The organism is Mesorhizobium sp. P3_B5 (genome assembly GCF_056402815.1).
The window spans coordinates 68285-82120 of sequence record NZ_JBFUGR010000004.1 but is presented as its reverse complement, the minus strand read 5'-3'; the positions used below and the strand labels follow the sequence as shown (position 1 = coordinate 82120).

General features: G+C 63.3%; 13 protein-coding genes and 1 pseudogene. 5 read left to right on the top strand and 9 right to left on the bottom strand.

What is annotated here, in order from left to right:
• Positions 1-17: 17 nt before the first annotated feature.
• The 6 genes and pseudogenes from AC1DVW_RS12545 to AC1DVW_RS12520 form a co-directional block, all read right to left on the bottom strand.
• Positions 18-347 carry a hypothetical protein gene (locus AC1DVW_RS12545; protein WP_477323448.1) on the bottom strand — a complete coding sequence of 110 codons (330 nt, stop codon included), beginning with the start codon at positions 345-347 and terminating at the stop codon, positions 18-20.
• Between the two features lie 164 nt (positions 348-511).
• Positions 512-772 (bottom strand): annotated as a pseudogene (locus AC1DVW_RS12540) (EAL domain-containing protein); the annotation flags it as partial.
• Positions 773-1080: 308 nt separating this feature from the next.
• The gene (locus AC1DVW_RS12535; protein WP_477323446.1) at positions 1081-1521 is read right to left on the bottom strand and encodes a hypothetical protein; all 441 of its coding nucleotides are present in this window, start codon (positions 1519-1521) and stop codon (positions 1081-1083) included.
• 22 nt (positions 1522-1543) lie between these two features.
• Complete coding sequence (locus tag AC1DVW_RS12530; protein WP_477244701.1) at positions 1544-1702, bottom strand: hypothetical protein; 159 nt, start codon at positions 1700-1702, stop codon at positions 1544-1546.
• 136 nt (positions 1703-1838) lie between these two features.
• The gene (locus AC1DVW_RS12525; protein ID WP_477323444.1) at positions 1839-2633 is read right to left on the bottom strand and encodes a class I SAM-dependent methyltransferase; all 795 of its coding nucleotides are present in this window, start codon (positions 2631-2633) and stop codon (positions 1839-1841) included.
• Positions 2634-2642: 9 nt separating this feature from the next.
• Positions 2643-4016 (bottom strand): cytochrome P450, encoded by a 1374-nt coding sequence (locus AC1DVW_RS12520; protein WP_477323442.1) that lies wholly within the window; start codon positions 4014-4016, stop codon positions 2643-2645.
• 212 nt (positions 4017-4228) lie between these two features.
• Between AC1DVW_RS12520 and AC1DVW_RS12515 the strand changes: the two genes are divergently transcribed.
• The gene (locus AC1DVW_RS12515; protein ID WP_477323440.1) at positions 4229-5119 is read left to right on the top strand and encodes a dienelactone hydrolase family protein; all 891 of its coding nucleotides are present in this window, start codon (positions 4229-4231) and stop codon (positions 5117-5119) included.
• 157 nt (positions 5120-5276) lie between these two features.
• Here AC1DVW_RS12515 and AC1DVW_RS12510 read toward each other — a convergent pair whose 3' ends face one another.
• Complete coding sequence (locus AC1DVW_RS12510) at positions 5277-6176, bottom strand: EamA family transporter (protein ID WP_477323438.1); 900 nt, start codon at positions 6174-6176, stop codon at positions 5277-5279.
• Positions 6177-6265: 89 nt separating this feature from the next.
• Between AC1DVW_RS12510 and AC1DVW_RS12505 the strand changes: the two genes are divergently transcribed.
• Positions 6266-6745, top strand: coding sequence for an Lrp/AsnC family transcriptional regulator (locus AC1DVW_RS12505; protein ID WP_477323436.1), 480 nt, complete (start codon positions 6266-6268; stop codon positions 6743-6745).
• Between the two features lie 18 nt (positions 6746-6763).
• Here the strand turns inward: AC1DVW_RS12505 and AC1DVW_RS12500 are convergent, their stop codons facing one another.
• Positions 6764-6961 carry a hypothetical protein gene (locus AC1DVW_RS12500; RefSeq protein WP_477323434.1) on the bottom strand — a complete coding sequence of 66 codons (198 nt, stop codon included), beginning with the start codon at positions 6959-6961 and terminating at the stop codon, positions 6764-6766.
• 148 nt (positions 6962-7109) lie between these two features.
• Positions 7110-7595 carry a thioesterase family protein gene (locus AC1DVW_RS12495; RefSeq protein WP_477277195.1) on the bottom strand — a complete coding sequence of 162 codons (486 nt, stop codon included), beginning with the start codon at positions 7593-7595 and terminating at the stop codon, positions 7110-7112.
• 192 nt (positions 7596-7787) lie between these two features.
• On the opposite strand from AC1DVW_RS12495, the gene AC1DVW_RS12490 reads away from it, so the two are divergent.
• The 3 genes from AC1DVW_RS12490 to AC1DVW_RS12480 all read left to right on the top strand — a co-directional run bounded on the left by AC1DVW_RS12490 (position 7788) and on the right by AC1DVW_RS12480 (position 13820).
• A complete protein-coding gene (locus tag AC1DVW_RS12490) occupies positions 7788-9197 on the top strand; it encodes an FAD-binding oxidoreductase (RefSeq protein WP_477277193.1) in 1410 nt (469 codons plus the stop codon).
• Positions 9198-9217: 20 nt separating this feature from the next.
• Positions 9218-9718, top strand: coding sequence for an STM3941 family protein (locus AC1DVW_RS12485; protein ID WP_477277191.1), 501 nt, complete (start codon positions 9218-9220; stop codon positions 9716-9718).
• 154 nt (positions 9719-9872) lie between these two features.
• Positions 9873-13820, top strand: coding sequence for an AsmA family protein (locus tag AC1DVW_RS12480; protein ID WP_477323432.1), 3948 nt, complete (start codon positions 9873-9875; stop codon positions 13818-13820).
• Positions 13821-13836 lie beyond the last annotated feature (16 nt).

Genomic DNA, 13836 nt, shown 5'->3' with positions numbered 1-13836 from the left:
TACGGCCGGGTACTGCGTCAGTTTGAATTCTCGTGCCTGAAGACGCGGGTCGCTCCTTCTTCGGGCTCGATCACCAGCACGACGTTTTCTGGGTTTTGCCAAGGCAGCGACATCACGTAGGCCGCAAAGTCGTCTTCAGGGAAATGGTTGAAGCCGCCGCCGGCCACAAACATTTGCGGGTGCTTGCTGCCGCCAAAGCTATCCTCGACGCTGTTAAGTTGTTGGAAGGGGCCGGCGCGCTCCGCCAGCCATTCCTGTATGCGCTCAAAGAGAACGGGCTGACCGTTCGGGCTCGAACAGTCTTCGGCAGAGGATGTACAAAGCACCACACCGCTCACGACACTCACTTTTGTTCCTCCGGGAATAACCGCGCTTGCAACTTACACGTGGCCTGCCACAAATCGACTCGGGTTGCGAGTGGAAACTGACGCACTACCTACGGCCGGCGTAGGCCGGTTCTCGGCCCCACCTTTCTCGACTCGGCCTGACCTGAATCTTGGCGCGCTGTTGCCTAGGCAACAGCCTGGTGGACTGGCATTTCGGCGCCGGCGACTTCGTCGTGATGCATAAGAGCGAAGATCTCGGCGAACGGTGCTGGGCGGCCGAGCAGGAAGCCTTGTGCCTCGTTGCAGCCTTCAGCGCGTAGGATCGACAGTTGGCTGTGCGTCTCGACGCCTTCGGCTAGGACCGAGATATCGAGGCTCTGGCCAAGCGCCAGCATCGCGCGGATGATGGCTTTGGCCTGCGGGCTGGTTTCGACCTCCGACATGAACCACATAGGCGAGAGGGGTAGCTGCCTCCAAAACACGGTTGCCGATAGTTCAACCGTGACCGTGGAGTTCAACCTCTAATAGGTGATTAATTGCCTAGTCGAGCGCTCGTGGCGTCTCAATGCATGGTTTCCAGAAAGTGTAGGTTTTTCTCATAAAACACTAAATATCGATATTTTGGCAGACAGCAGATCGTCAGCTTCAGAGCGACCTGCCAGACTTCAACGGTCGCTCAGGCCGCGACGGGCCGCGCGGCCGACCAAAGCGCCGGCGCGATACGCTAGATTGTAGAGAGAGAGGGAAGGCGGGATCAGAGCCCGAGATGGCTCTTCAGGCTGGGCACCGAGCTGAGCACCTGGCCAGTCAGGTCGGGGCCGGCAGCGGCTTCCGCCTGCTGGATCAGGGTCGTGCCAGCCTTCTGGATCTGTGTCATGTCGAGGCCGGACGCCTTGAGCGCGGCGACGCCGTTGATCAGCGCGCCGGCCTTTTCGCCAAGCACACCGCCGAGCGCACCTTGCAGCGACGACAGCAAGCCGCCGCCGCTGGTGCCGCCGGCCGCGCCGGCAGCCATGACGTCGTATTTCTGGGCGAGGGCGTCGGCCCCGGGAATCTTGGCGAAGAACGAGGAGACGCTGGTGCCTTCCGCCTCATGCTCGAGCACCGAAAAAATGGTGCCGACGACCTTCTCCGTCGTTGCCTGATTGAGACCGGCCTTCTGGGAGACGGTGTTCACGATGTCCTGGGCGTCCATGGTCTTCCCTCAGGCTTGGGTTTCAGTCGTTGGTTTTCGAGCGGCCAGCGGGCCGGGGCCGGTTGCTGCGGACCTTGACCATCGATCGCTTCGTCGCAGCCAAGGCAGCGGACCGCAGCGCCAGCAAGGCGGCGCCGGCAAGCATGAACGCGCCGGCGAGGATCGGAGTGGGGAAGGTCATGGGCGTTGTTCCTTCTTGGTCGGAATGAGCACAACTGCAGGGTAGGGACGAGACCGCCACCGGCAGCTTCCCTTTATATTGTGGCGGCAGCATCAAGATTGTCGGAAATGACCAAAATGTGATTAAGGCCTTCGCGTCAGGGCTTTTTTGCCGACACCAGCAAGTAGGCCTTGCTGACCGCGCCAAAATAACCCGCGATCAGCCGGCAGACGGCGGCCGTGCCGAGGGCGGACTTCAGGCTCATGGCGCCGTTTCTTCGTTCCGACGCCGGCCAGGCGACGAGGCTGCGGCGGAAGCCGCCGAGGCAATCGTCGGTTGCGTCTTCCACCTCGACGTCCTGAAAGCCGCCAGCGGCGAAAAGCGCCCGATAGGCCGCAATATCGGGCACGAGATTGGCTTTCGGAACGCCCAGCCGATCCGAGATCGATGATGTGAAGCCGCGAAACAGAATATCGGAGAGAACCAGCGCGCCGCCCGGCTTGAGAACGCGAAACGCTTCCGCGAGGAATGCTGCGCGCGTATCGAAATGGAAAGCTGCTTCCACGCAGATCACCGCGTCAAAACTTGCATCGGCAAAGGCGAGCTTGACCGCATCCATCTGGAGCACCGTTGCGCCCGGCGCGTTCTGGCGCGCTGTAGCGACCTGGGCGTCGGAGATGTTGATGGCGGTGACCGCCTCCGGCGGATAGCTGAGCAGCAAGCGCTTCGTCGACGCGCCGAGCCCGCAGGCGACATCGAGAATGCTGCCCGTCTTCTTTGGCAGCCGCGCCAGCAATGTGTCGACAAGGGCTTCGCTGGCTTCGCGCTGCGATGTGGCGCCCGTCGCCCAATAGCCGAAATTGTAGAAGCCGCTGCCGCCATAGTAGCGGCGCTGCTTGCTGCTTTTCATGACCCGATCGTAGATGCGGACCATTTTCTGCTGCGCGGTCATCGGCAGTCCTTATGTCAATGCGGGGAGGTCGACCAGTTCGAGAAAGCGGCCGACAGCCCGTCCCGGGCGAACGGACTGGCCGCGCTGGCGCATGATCACCTCGACGTTGCCGATCGGCGCCAGCGTCACACGGGTTCGATAGGCGATCCGCGCCTTTGGCGCCAGTTCCACGGTACGTGTCGACAGGATGGTCGCGAGCGCGATCTTCATCATCTGCATGCCAAAGGTGACGCCCGGGCACATGTGGCCGCCGGCGCCGAACACCGTATATTGAAACGGCGATGGCTTGATCGTCGCCCAGCGTCCGGGCTGAAAACTGTCCGGGTTGGGGTAGAGTTCGGGGTCGCGATTGATCGCCATGGCGCTGATCAGCACAAGTTCGCCCTTGGCGACCTGCTCATCGCCCAAATTCGTCGGGCGTGTCGCCTTGCGCATTTGCAGCGGCACCGGCGGAAACAGCCGCATGGCCTCGCGGATCGTGGCATCGAGCACAGGCAGCATGCCGATCCGGTCCATGGTCGCGGGATGGCCGCCGGTGGCGGCGTCGATTTCGGCGACAAGCTCCGCCATCGCGTCCGGATGCTGGGTCAGCAGGATCAACGTCCAGGCCAGCGCGTTCTGGCAGGTGTCGTAAGCGGCGCCGAAGACGAAGCTGACGATGCCGCCGATCAATTCGACAGCGGGCGGATTGCCCTTTTCATCGGTGTTGTTGACCAGGATCGAGAGGATGTCCTGTGCGTCCTTGTTGCCGCGTTTCTCTTCGGCCCATGACAGGATGGCGCGTTCCTGGCCTTCGGCCTCCCGCAACCAGCGGAAGTAGGCCGGGGTGGGAAGGATCCAGCTTGCCTGCATGGCGCGCGCGATCATCTCGGCAATCGGCATGGCGCGCGCATGGTCGTCGCCAAAGAGAAGGCCGATTGCCAGGTGCTTGGCCATCGTCTTGGCGGCTTCGGTCAACGCGAAGGGCGTACCGATGGGCCAGGTTGAAACCTGCTCGGCGGCGATCCTCGCCATTTCGGGGCTCATCGCCATGACGGCGGGGCGTTTCAACGGCAGTGCGAACAGTTTGCGGTAATGCTCATGGCGCTCGCCGCGCAGCCGCGTCATGCCGTAGGAAAGCCGGTTCGAGGCGCCGGATCGCTTGCTGGTCGCACTGATCTGGACGTTGCGCCAGGTGTCTGTGTCGGACAGCATGGTCCGATACAGCCCGGCATCGGCGATCATGAAGACACGCCTTGGCTTTGCCGTCGTCGAATGGGGGTATTCGGCGCGAATAAAAGGGCCGAAAACACGGTGTGCGTCGCGCGCTGCGGTCAGCGGTTCAGCCGCGAAACGGGCCATCAGCCCGAGTGTGCGCCATTTACCCACCTTGCGTGCAAGCATGCCACCCCGACGCCCATATCAGCGCAAATTCGCCTGTTCCTCGAAGCGTCACCTTACGGATATCCCTTCATCGGTCCATAGGCTTGTGCAAGATCGGCAAAAAGGGCAACGCGCCGATTTCTTCACGCGGCGTCTCACTCACCCGTGACTGGACCATGCGGACCTCGCCCCTATCTTGCGCAGCAGACATTTCCGAAGTCGAGGAGCGTATGATGACCAAGGCCGCCAGCACCGAGCCTGCCATTACCCAGGCGATGATCGATGCCTATGACGAATACACGCATCTGACGCTCGACCGCCGCCGCTTCATGGAACAGCTGACCAGGCTGGCCGGATCGGGTGCCGCGGCCGCAGCGATTGCACCGCTGCTCGCCGCCAATTCGGCGCAGGCGGCGATTGTCGCCGACGACGACCCGCGGGTGAAGGGGGAGGACATCACCTATCCCGGCAGCAGCGGTGAGATGAAGGGCTATCTGGTCAAACCGGCGGCGCAGACCGGCAAGCTCGGCACGGTCATCGTCGTGCATGAAAACAGGGGGCTCAACCCGCATATTCGCGACGTGGCGCGGCGCGTGGCGCTGGAAGGGTTCGTGGCGCTTGCGCCGGATTTTCTGTCGCCGCTCGGCGGCACGCCAGGAGATGAGGACAAGGCGCGCGACATGTTCACCAAGCTCGACGCCAGCCAGGTCACGGCCGATGGCGTGGCGACTATCGCCTACCTCAAGGGCGAGAAGGAAGGCAACGGCAAGGTCGGCGCGGTCGGCTTCTGCTGGGGCGGCGGCACGGTCAACACGCTGGCCGTCAACGCGCCCGATCTCGCAGCCGGCGTCGCCTATTACGGAATGCAGCCGAAGGCCGAGGATGTAGCGAAGATCAAGGCAGCGCTTTTGTTGCACTATGCCGGCCTGGACGAGCGCATCGACGCCGGCATCGATGCCTACAAGAAGGCGCTCGACGCCGCCCATGTTGAATACACCGTCTATGTCTATGACGGCGTCAACCACGCCTTCAACAACGACACATCGGCCGCGCGCTATGACAAGAAGGCAGCGGATCTCGCCTGGGGGCGGACGATCGCCTTTCTCAAGGAGAAGCTGGCGTAAGGCGTGTTGATACTCAGGTGATGCCGGCCTGCAAACGATGGCTTCCTGCGCTTCCGGTGCTCACGTACGAAAAGTACGCTCCGCTCCGGTTCTCGGAACCCACCATTCTCGGCTCGGCCTGACCTGAATCTCAACACACTTTAAACCGCGCCACAGACTACTCCGGCGCCGGCTTGTGACAGGCGACGCCGGCGACGACCAGCGCGATGCCCAGACAATCGCGGATGCTCGGGATCTGGCCGAGCACGACGATGCCGATCAGCGTTGCGGTGACCGGCAGCAGCGACAGCATCAGGGCGAAGCTCGAGCGCGGCAGGCGCGACATGGCGAGCTGGTCGCAGATATAGGGAATGACGGACGAGCAGATGCCGACGCCGATGGCGGCAAGCAGCAGCGGCGGTGAGAAGAAGGCTGGCAGCGCGTCGGTGAAGCCGACCGGCAGCACGATGAGGAAGGCGACCGCCATCGCCGCACCCAGGCCGGCTATGCCGTCGCCGGCACCGGCACCGGCAACGCGGTGGCCGAGCACGATGTAACCAACGAACAGCGCGCCATTGAGAAAGGCCCAGGACAGGCCGACCGGGTCGCTTGCCCATTTGACGTCGATGAGCAGCAAGGTGCCGGTAACGGCGACGGCAAGGGCGGCGAGATTCCGCGGGCTTTTTAGGCCGATCAGCGCGACGCCGATGGTGCCGACGAATTCGATGGCCGCCACCAGCGAGATCGGCAAGCGGTCGAGCGCGAGGTAGAAGGAACAGTTCATCACCGCCAGGCAAGCGCCGAAAGCCAGAAGCAGCGGCCGCGTGTGCCGGTCGGCGCGGGCGAATGTTTTCCAAGGCTTGGTCAGCGGCGCAAAGACAAGGGCGGCGGTGGCGATGCGCAGCCATGCCATGCCAAGCACGCCGACATGCGGAAACAGCAGCACGGCGAAAGCCGGCCCGAGATAATGGAATACGGCGCTGACGCCGAACCAGACATGCGGTGGTAGCGAGGTCGCCAGGTTTGCATGGACAGAGCGGGTGGGGTTGGCGATGGGTGCTTGCGTTCGATCATCCATGCGATCAGTATCGCAGGCGATTTCCGCGATTTATATGGGTGATGGTTAGTCGAAACGGCTAAAATATATCTGAATGCAAGGAGGTTGTCGTGAAACGCCTTAGAAATGAAATTCCAGATCTGGATGCAGCGGATCTGAAGATCCTGCGCCTGCTGGAAAAGGATGCGCGCACCAGCACGGCTGAATTGGCGCGGGCGGTCGGCCTTTCTGCGCCAAGTGTGGCCGAGCGTATCAAGCGGCTGCAGGAGAGCGGCGTCATCGAGGCCTATATGGTCAGGCTCAATCCGGCTGCGCTCGGGATGAAGCTGTCGGCATGGCTGCGGATCAGGCCGGTGCCGGGGCAACTGGCGGTCGTAGCCGAGATCATCCGCGACCTCCCGGAAATCGCGCAATGCGACCGGGTGACCGGGGAGGATTGTTTCATCGCGCTGGCGCATGTCGGCTCGGTGGGCGAGCTCGAACGGGTGATCGACCGCATCATCCCCTATGCCATGACCAATACGGCGATCATCCAGTCGTCACCAGTGGTGGCACGCTCGCCGCTGGAAGCCGTGGTGAGAGGGCGGTGATTCTAAGGGCGGTGATTCTCAGGCGCGGCCGCGCTTCATGCGCGCCTGTTTCAGGATGGCGCGCCAGCGGATCATGTCGAAAGGAATCGGCTCGTTGCTGTTGGCGATGTGAAAGATCTCGTTGTTGACGTTCTTCAACGAGCGCCAGAAATCATAGTCGGTAATGCGCGGATCGGCGACCAACCTGTCGACCTCGACCTTGATGTCGGTTTTCATGCACTTCCCCCGAACCAGCTTCCGCCCCCGCCCCCCGTATCGCAAACCCGATACGAACGGTTTCTACCGCCGCGCTGAGTCGTTCAACGCCTCAATTCGCTTGTTCACGTTAAAACCCCGGTAAGGTTAACGGCGGCGGGCTTCAGGTTCAAGATGTCTTGCGGCGAATACCGATCGAGCGGCCGGCGCGCTCCGGCATTGGCAGCACGGAATGGGCGGCGCGCATGGCCTCCACCTTGGCCAGCACATCGGCAGGAAAGGGCGCTACCTTGGGGCCTGACATGTCGACATGCAGCGACAGCGTTTCGGAGGTTGCGGCGAGCCAGCCATCGACGTGGCGGATTTCCTGATAGGCCCTGAGCCGCTTCTCATCATGGTCGATGAGCTGGAAGGAGACGACGACCTTGTGGTCGAGATGCAGCTCCTGCACGTAGCAGACATGGACTTCGGCCGTGTAGATGGTCAGCCGCCGCTCTTTCACATAGTCCAGCCCCATGCCCATCGCCTCGAAGGCTTCGTCCGAGCAGCGGTCGAACAGCACGTTGTAATAGGCCATGTTGAGATGGCCGTTGTAGTCGATCCAGTCCTTCTCGATGTCCATGGGTTTGGAGACGAAGGGGGCGGGGATGGACATGGAAGAGCTTCCTTTTCGTCTTTGCTGGACAGAGCGTGGCTGGTGCGAGTCTTTTGGTCTGACGGAATCCCCAAGGGAAAGCGCTGTTCGCTTTTCCCGGGAAAACCGCTTCACACTTTTCCTGGAATTGCTTTAGGCATGATCCATAATCGCATAACAAGCGTGGACGCTGGTCCATTCGCGGAGGAATTCATGGCTCTGAGCGACCTCAACCCGGTCGAGCGCAACGAAGAAGGCATCGCGGCCGTGCTTGGCATTCTCAAGCAGCAGCTGGGCGAGCGCTTCCAGACCGGCCAGGCGATCCGCGCCCAGCATGCGCATACCACCACCTATATCCCGACGCAGGCGCCAGACGGCGTCGCCTTTCCGGAGACGACTGAAGAGGTGCAGGAGATCGTGCGGGCCTGCGCCGCGCATCGCGTGCCGGTGATCGCGTTTGGCGTCGGCTCCTCGCTCGAGGGGCACACCAATGCGCCGGGCGGCGGCATCTCGGTCGATACGTCGCGGATGAACCGCATCCTTGCGGTCAATCCGCAAGATCTCGACTGCACCGTCGAGCCCGGCGTGACGCGCGAGGATTTGAACCGGCATCTGCGCGACACCGGCTTGTTTTTCCCGATCGATCCGGGCGCCAACGCTTCGCTCGGCGGTATGGCGGCGACGCGGGCGTCCGGCACCAATGCAGTGCGCTATGGCACCATGCGCGAGAACGTTTTGTCGCTGACGGCCGTGATGGCCGACGGCGAGACGGTGACCACCGGCAAGCGGGCGAAAAAGAGCTCGGCCGGCTATGATCTTACCCGGCTTTTGGTCGGCTCGGAAGGCACGCTCGGCGTCATCACCTCGCTGACCCTGAAGCTGCAGGGGATACCACAGGCGATCTCCGGTGGTGTGTGCCCGTTTCCGAGCCTCGAGGCGGCCTGCAACGCGGTCATCGCAACCATCCAGATGGGCATCCCGGTGGCGCGCATCGAACTGGTCAACGCGCTGCAGATGCGGGCGATGAAGAATTATTCGAAGCTCGATTATCCCGAGAGCCCGTGCCTGTTCGTCGAATTCCACGGCAGCGACGCCGGTGTTGCCGAGCAGGCCGAGACGTTCGGCATGATTGCAGAAGAAAATGGCGGCGGACCATTCCTGTGGACCAGCGTCGCCGAGGAGAGGACGAAACTGTGGAAGGCCAGGCATGACGCCTATTGGTCGTCGCTGACGCTGCGGCCCGGCGCCAAGGGCCTGTCGACCGATGTCTGCGTGCCGATCTCGCGCTTTGCCGAATGCGTCACCGAGACCGAGGCCGACATTGCCGAGATGGGGCTGATCGCGCCAATCGTCGGCCATGCCGGCGACGGCAATTTCCACGTGCTGGTGCTGATGGATGTCGAAGACCCCAAGGAAATCGCGCTGTCGGAAAAATTCGTCGCGCGGCTGAACATGCGGGCGATCGCCATGGATGGCACCTGCACCGGCGAACACGGCATCGGCCAGGGCAAGGTCGGCTTCCTGCGCCATGAGCTCGGCCATGGCGTCGACATCATGCGCACCATCAAAAAAGCGCTCGACCCGCAAGACATCATGAACCCTGGCAAGATATTACCTGCATAGCCGAAATGTGAGGAGCGGCAATGCGATACGGGAGAGAGACTATTGAGCCCCTGGTCATAAGCGCATCGCGCGGCAAGACACTGTTGTTGTTGTCGGCCAGTCTCGCCTTTGTCCTGGCCTGCGCTTTCCTGATCCATGTCTCCAAGGACGGCGACACCGCCGGCCTTTGGTGGTGCATGGCCTTCTTCGGACTGGGCGCGTTGGTGTTTGCCTGGCAACTTGCGCGCCCGCAGATTCTGATGCTGAACGTACAAGGTTTCAGTCTCGGCGGAGGTCTTGTCCGATCGCCCAAGCTGGTCCCCTGGAAGGATATCGAAGGCTTCTACGTCGTCCATCGTCGGCGCAGAATCGGCGATATGATCGGGTACGATTTCGCACCGGGGGTCAAGGAAAGCTCCGTCGTGCGCAGCGTCACCAAAAGCCTGGGCGCCGAAGCCGCATTGCCTCAGGGCTGGACATTGTCGCCCGAAGAGATGGTCGTGTTGCTGAACGAATATCGCCGAAGGGCCATGGCGGGATAGGCTGCGTATAGGCGGGCACGCAATCACCGGCTGCCGAGAACCTCCGATCTTCCAGATGCATCAGAGATCAAGCGTCTCTGGATGAATTGCCTCTTTATAGACACGCTGATGCGGGTAGAGTGCGGCTGGCTTTCAACCAACCCAATCGGAGCTGATGCTCGCACGCCTGTTCGTGATCTTCGGTGGCCTTTTCGTGCTGGTGCTGTGTGCGGCGCTGGTGGTGCCGTATTTTGTCGACTGGACGGGCTACCGCGCCGAGTTCGAACGCGAGGCAAGTGCCGTTCTGGGCCGCAAGGTCACCGTCGAGGGTGATGCGACGGCGAGGCTGTTGCCGTTTCCCTCGGTGACGTTTTCGGACGTCACCGTCGCCGGGGGGCCGGGCGGCCAGCCGGCAATGACCGTCGAGACTTTTTCGATGGATGCCGAACTCGCGCCCTTCCTGCGCGGTGAGGTGCTGATCTTCGACATGCGGCTGGTGCGGCCGAAGGCGACGATCGACATTGCCGCCGACGGCACCGTCGACTGGGCGATGCGGCCGTCCTCGCCCTTCGACCTCAACCAGATTTCGATCGAGAAGCTGACAGTGACGGAGGGAGAGATCGCGTTGAGCCACGCCGCCGGCGGGCGCAGCCATCTCATTTCTGAGATCAATTCAACCATTTCGGCCAAGTCGCTGGCCGGGCCATGGCGGATGGATGGATCGCTGCGGCTCGACGGGTTGCGCACCGCGATCACCGCTTCCACCGGCAAGGCCGAGGGCACCGGCCAGATGCGGCTCCGACTCAAGGCCGATCCGGATGCCTATCCCGTGGTCATCGAGAGCGACGGCAATGCCGGTATCGTCAAGGGGGCCGCGGTCTATTCGGGCCAGTTCAAGATCTCTGGTGCCGACAAGAATTCGGCCGAGCTGCGCGGCACCGACGGCGAGACGGTCAAGGTCAGCACCGGCAAGCTGGACCCTGGGTTCCGGCTGAACGGCAAGTTTTCCCTCGACCACCAGAAACTCGGTATCGATGAGTTCCGCTTCGAGACCGGGCCGATCGACAATCCCTACACCGCCGATGGCAAGGCAAGCGTCGACCTTGGGCTGAAGCCACGCTTTTCCATCGAGGCCAATGGCGCGCAGGTGCAGTTCGACGAAGCTGTCGGAGCCGCGGCCGGCGCCGGGCTGACGCTTTCCAAGCGCATCGCAGCACTGGAGCAGGCGCTGCTCGACCTGCCGAAGCCGACCATACCCGGCACGGTCGAGGTCAAGCTGCCGGCGGTGGTGGCCGGCGACACCACGGTTCGCGACGTGCATCTTTCCGCCGAACCGACCGATGGCGGCTGGTCGGTGAAGTCGCTGGCCGCGACGCTGCCCGGCCGCGCCACGCTGGAAGCCAACGGCCTGCTCAGCGTCGAGGAAAACTTCAACTTCACCGGTTCGCTGCTGCTGGCCGTGGCGCAGCCTTCCGGCTTTGCCGCCTGGCTGTCGAAGGATGTCGACAAGGCAATCCGGCTGCTGCCCGCCGCCGGCTTCAAGGCCAAGGTCGATCTCTCGGAGAAGCGCCAGGCCTTCACCGATCTCGAACTCATCCTCGGCAAGGCGAAATTTTCCGGCCGCATCGATTCCAGCCAGCCGGACGATGCCAAACCGTCGGTGTTGATGCGGCTGCAAGGCGGCGAGCTCGACGTCGATGGGCTTGCAGCTTTCGCCTCGATCTTTGTCAGCGACAAGGGCGCCAACCGTTTTTCCGACCGCGACCTCGATTTCCAGATCAAGGCGGGGCCGGTCAGTGCCGGCGGGCTGACCGCCGATACGGTCGATACGGCGCTGAGGCTGCGTGATGGGCTGGTCGAAATCGACCGGCTGTCGCTCGGCGGGCTGGCCGGTGCATCGATCAGCGCCACCGGCCGCATCAAGGATTTTCCGGAGAGCCCGACCGGCAAGCTCGACGCGTCGGTGGTCGCTGTCGACCTCAAGCCGTTGATCGATGTTGCCGCACAACACTATCCCGACAACGTGGTGCTGAAAGGGCTCTCGGCACGCGCAGCGGCCTATCCCGACCTGTTCCAGGACGCGCGCATCGATTTGGTGGCAAGTGCCGCCGACAATGGCGACGGCACCACGGGGCTCGCGGTCAGCGGGCAAGGCAAGGCCGGCGGCTCGGCCTTTTCAGCGTCGCTGTCCGGCAAGGGGGCGCCCGACCGGCCTCTCGATGCGCCGATGGCGCTGACCTTCAATGCGAGAAATCCTGACGCCACGGCGCTGCTGGCGCTCTATGGTTTTCCGGCGCTGCCGCTCGGCATGCTCGGCCAGGCAACCACTGACGTCTCGGCGAAAGGCACGCTTGGCGGCGGCCTGGCAACGAGCGTCAGCCTTGCCGCCGACGACTTCAAGGCTGGCTTTGACGGGACGTTCGCCGACACGCCGCAAGGGGCGACCGCCAAGGGCAAGGTCAGCCTCGAGGCCACCGACATCGAGCCATGGCTGATGACGGCTGGGGTCGGGCTACCGGGCATGGGGGCAGGGATGTCGACATCGCTCGCGGCCGACGCCGATTTCGGCAACGGCCTGCTGGTGCTCAGCGGGCTCAGCGGCGCCATCAACGAAGCGGCGGTTGCCGGCGACCTCAACATCGATGTGAAGGACGGGCTGCCGCATCTTGCCGGCGCGCTGACGCTCGACGAACTGGACCTCGACTCGATGGCGGTAACGCTGTTCGGTGACCAGGCCTTCCTTGGTGAGGGCGGGGCCTGGCCGACGGCGCCTTTCAGCCAGAAGTCCAGCCTGCCGTTTACCGCCGACCTCGACCTGACCACGGCGGCCCTTGCCGCCGGCTCGTTCGCCACAGCCTACGACGCAGGCTTTACGCTGAAGCTCGACCAGGAAGGGATTCGCGTTTCGGACCTCAAGGCCAAGCTCCTGGGTGGTGCGCTGACCGGGCTGTTCGAATTGAAGAACACCGACGGCACCGGGCTTTTCACCGGTCAGATGAAACTGTCGAGCGCCGATCTGGCCACCGTGCTGCCGGACGCCGGAATGACTGGAAAGGGTGATTTCTCCACGTCGCTTTCGACCAGCGGCAAATCGGTCGACGGAATGGTCGCGGCGTTGTCCGGCTCCGGCACGGCAGCGCTGAAAGGCCTGACCATTGCCGGCGTCAATCCTGACGCCTTTGGCGCCTTCATTGCCAAGGCCGACACGATCGGGCGCGATATCGATGCCGCCAAGACCGCCGACTTCGCGCCGCAGATTGCCGCCGATGGCAGTTTTCCGGCGCAGGACACGGATGTTGCCTTCGCGATTGCCGGCGGCACGTTGCGGGCACCGCCGGTCAAGCTTGAGAATCCGCAGGCGACACTGTCCGCCGGCATCACGGCGGACCTGAATGCCGGCACTGTCGCTGCAGCGGGATCGATCGCCTACAGACCAGGCGACGAGGCGCTGGTCGGCTCCGAGCCGACGATGAATGTCAGCGTCGACGGGCCGTTCGGTGCGGCGAAGCGGCAGTTCGACAGCGAACCGTTGGCGCAGTTCCTGACCCAGCGCGCGCTGGAGAAGGAACAGCAACGGGTCGAGGCGATGCAGGCGGCACTGCTTGAAAAACAGCGGCTGCGGCGCGAGGTCCGCTATTACGCGGCGCTGCAGACCGAACGCGACAACGCGGCCGAGGAATTGCGCAAGCAGGAGGAGGCGGCGCGGTTGCAGGCTGAAGCGGACGCCAAGGCGAAAGCGGAAGCCGACGCCAGGGCTCAGGCCGAGGCGGACGCAAAAGCCAAGGCCGACGCCGCGGCAAAAGCTGCAGCGGATGCGGAAGCCCAGGCGGAAGCCGACGCAAAGGCCAAGGCAGATGCCGACGCAAAGGCTCAGGCCGAGCAGCAGGCTGCCGAGGAAGCAGCGAAGGCTGAGGAGCAGCAGCGCAAGAAGGCGGAAGACGCGATGCGCATCGCGTCGCAGGAAAAAGCTAGGCTCGAAGCCGAGCGCAAGGCTGCGGAGCAGGCGCCAAAAGTCGACCGATCGCTCCCTGGCGTCAACGACAATCCACCGCCGGCCCCGCCGAAGCCGAAGGCCAACCCGTTCTCGGTAGACAATCTGCTGAAGTCGCTAGGCGGCGGCTAGAGCCTGTTCCATCCCG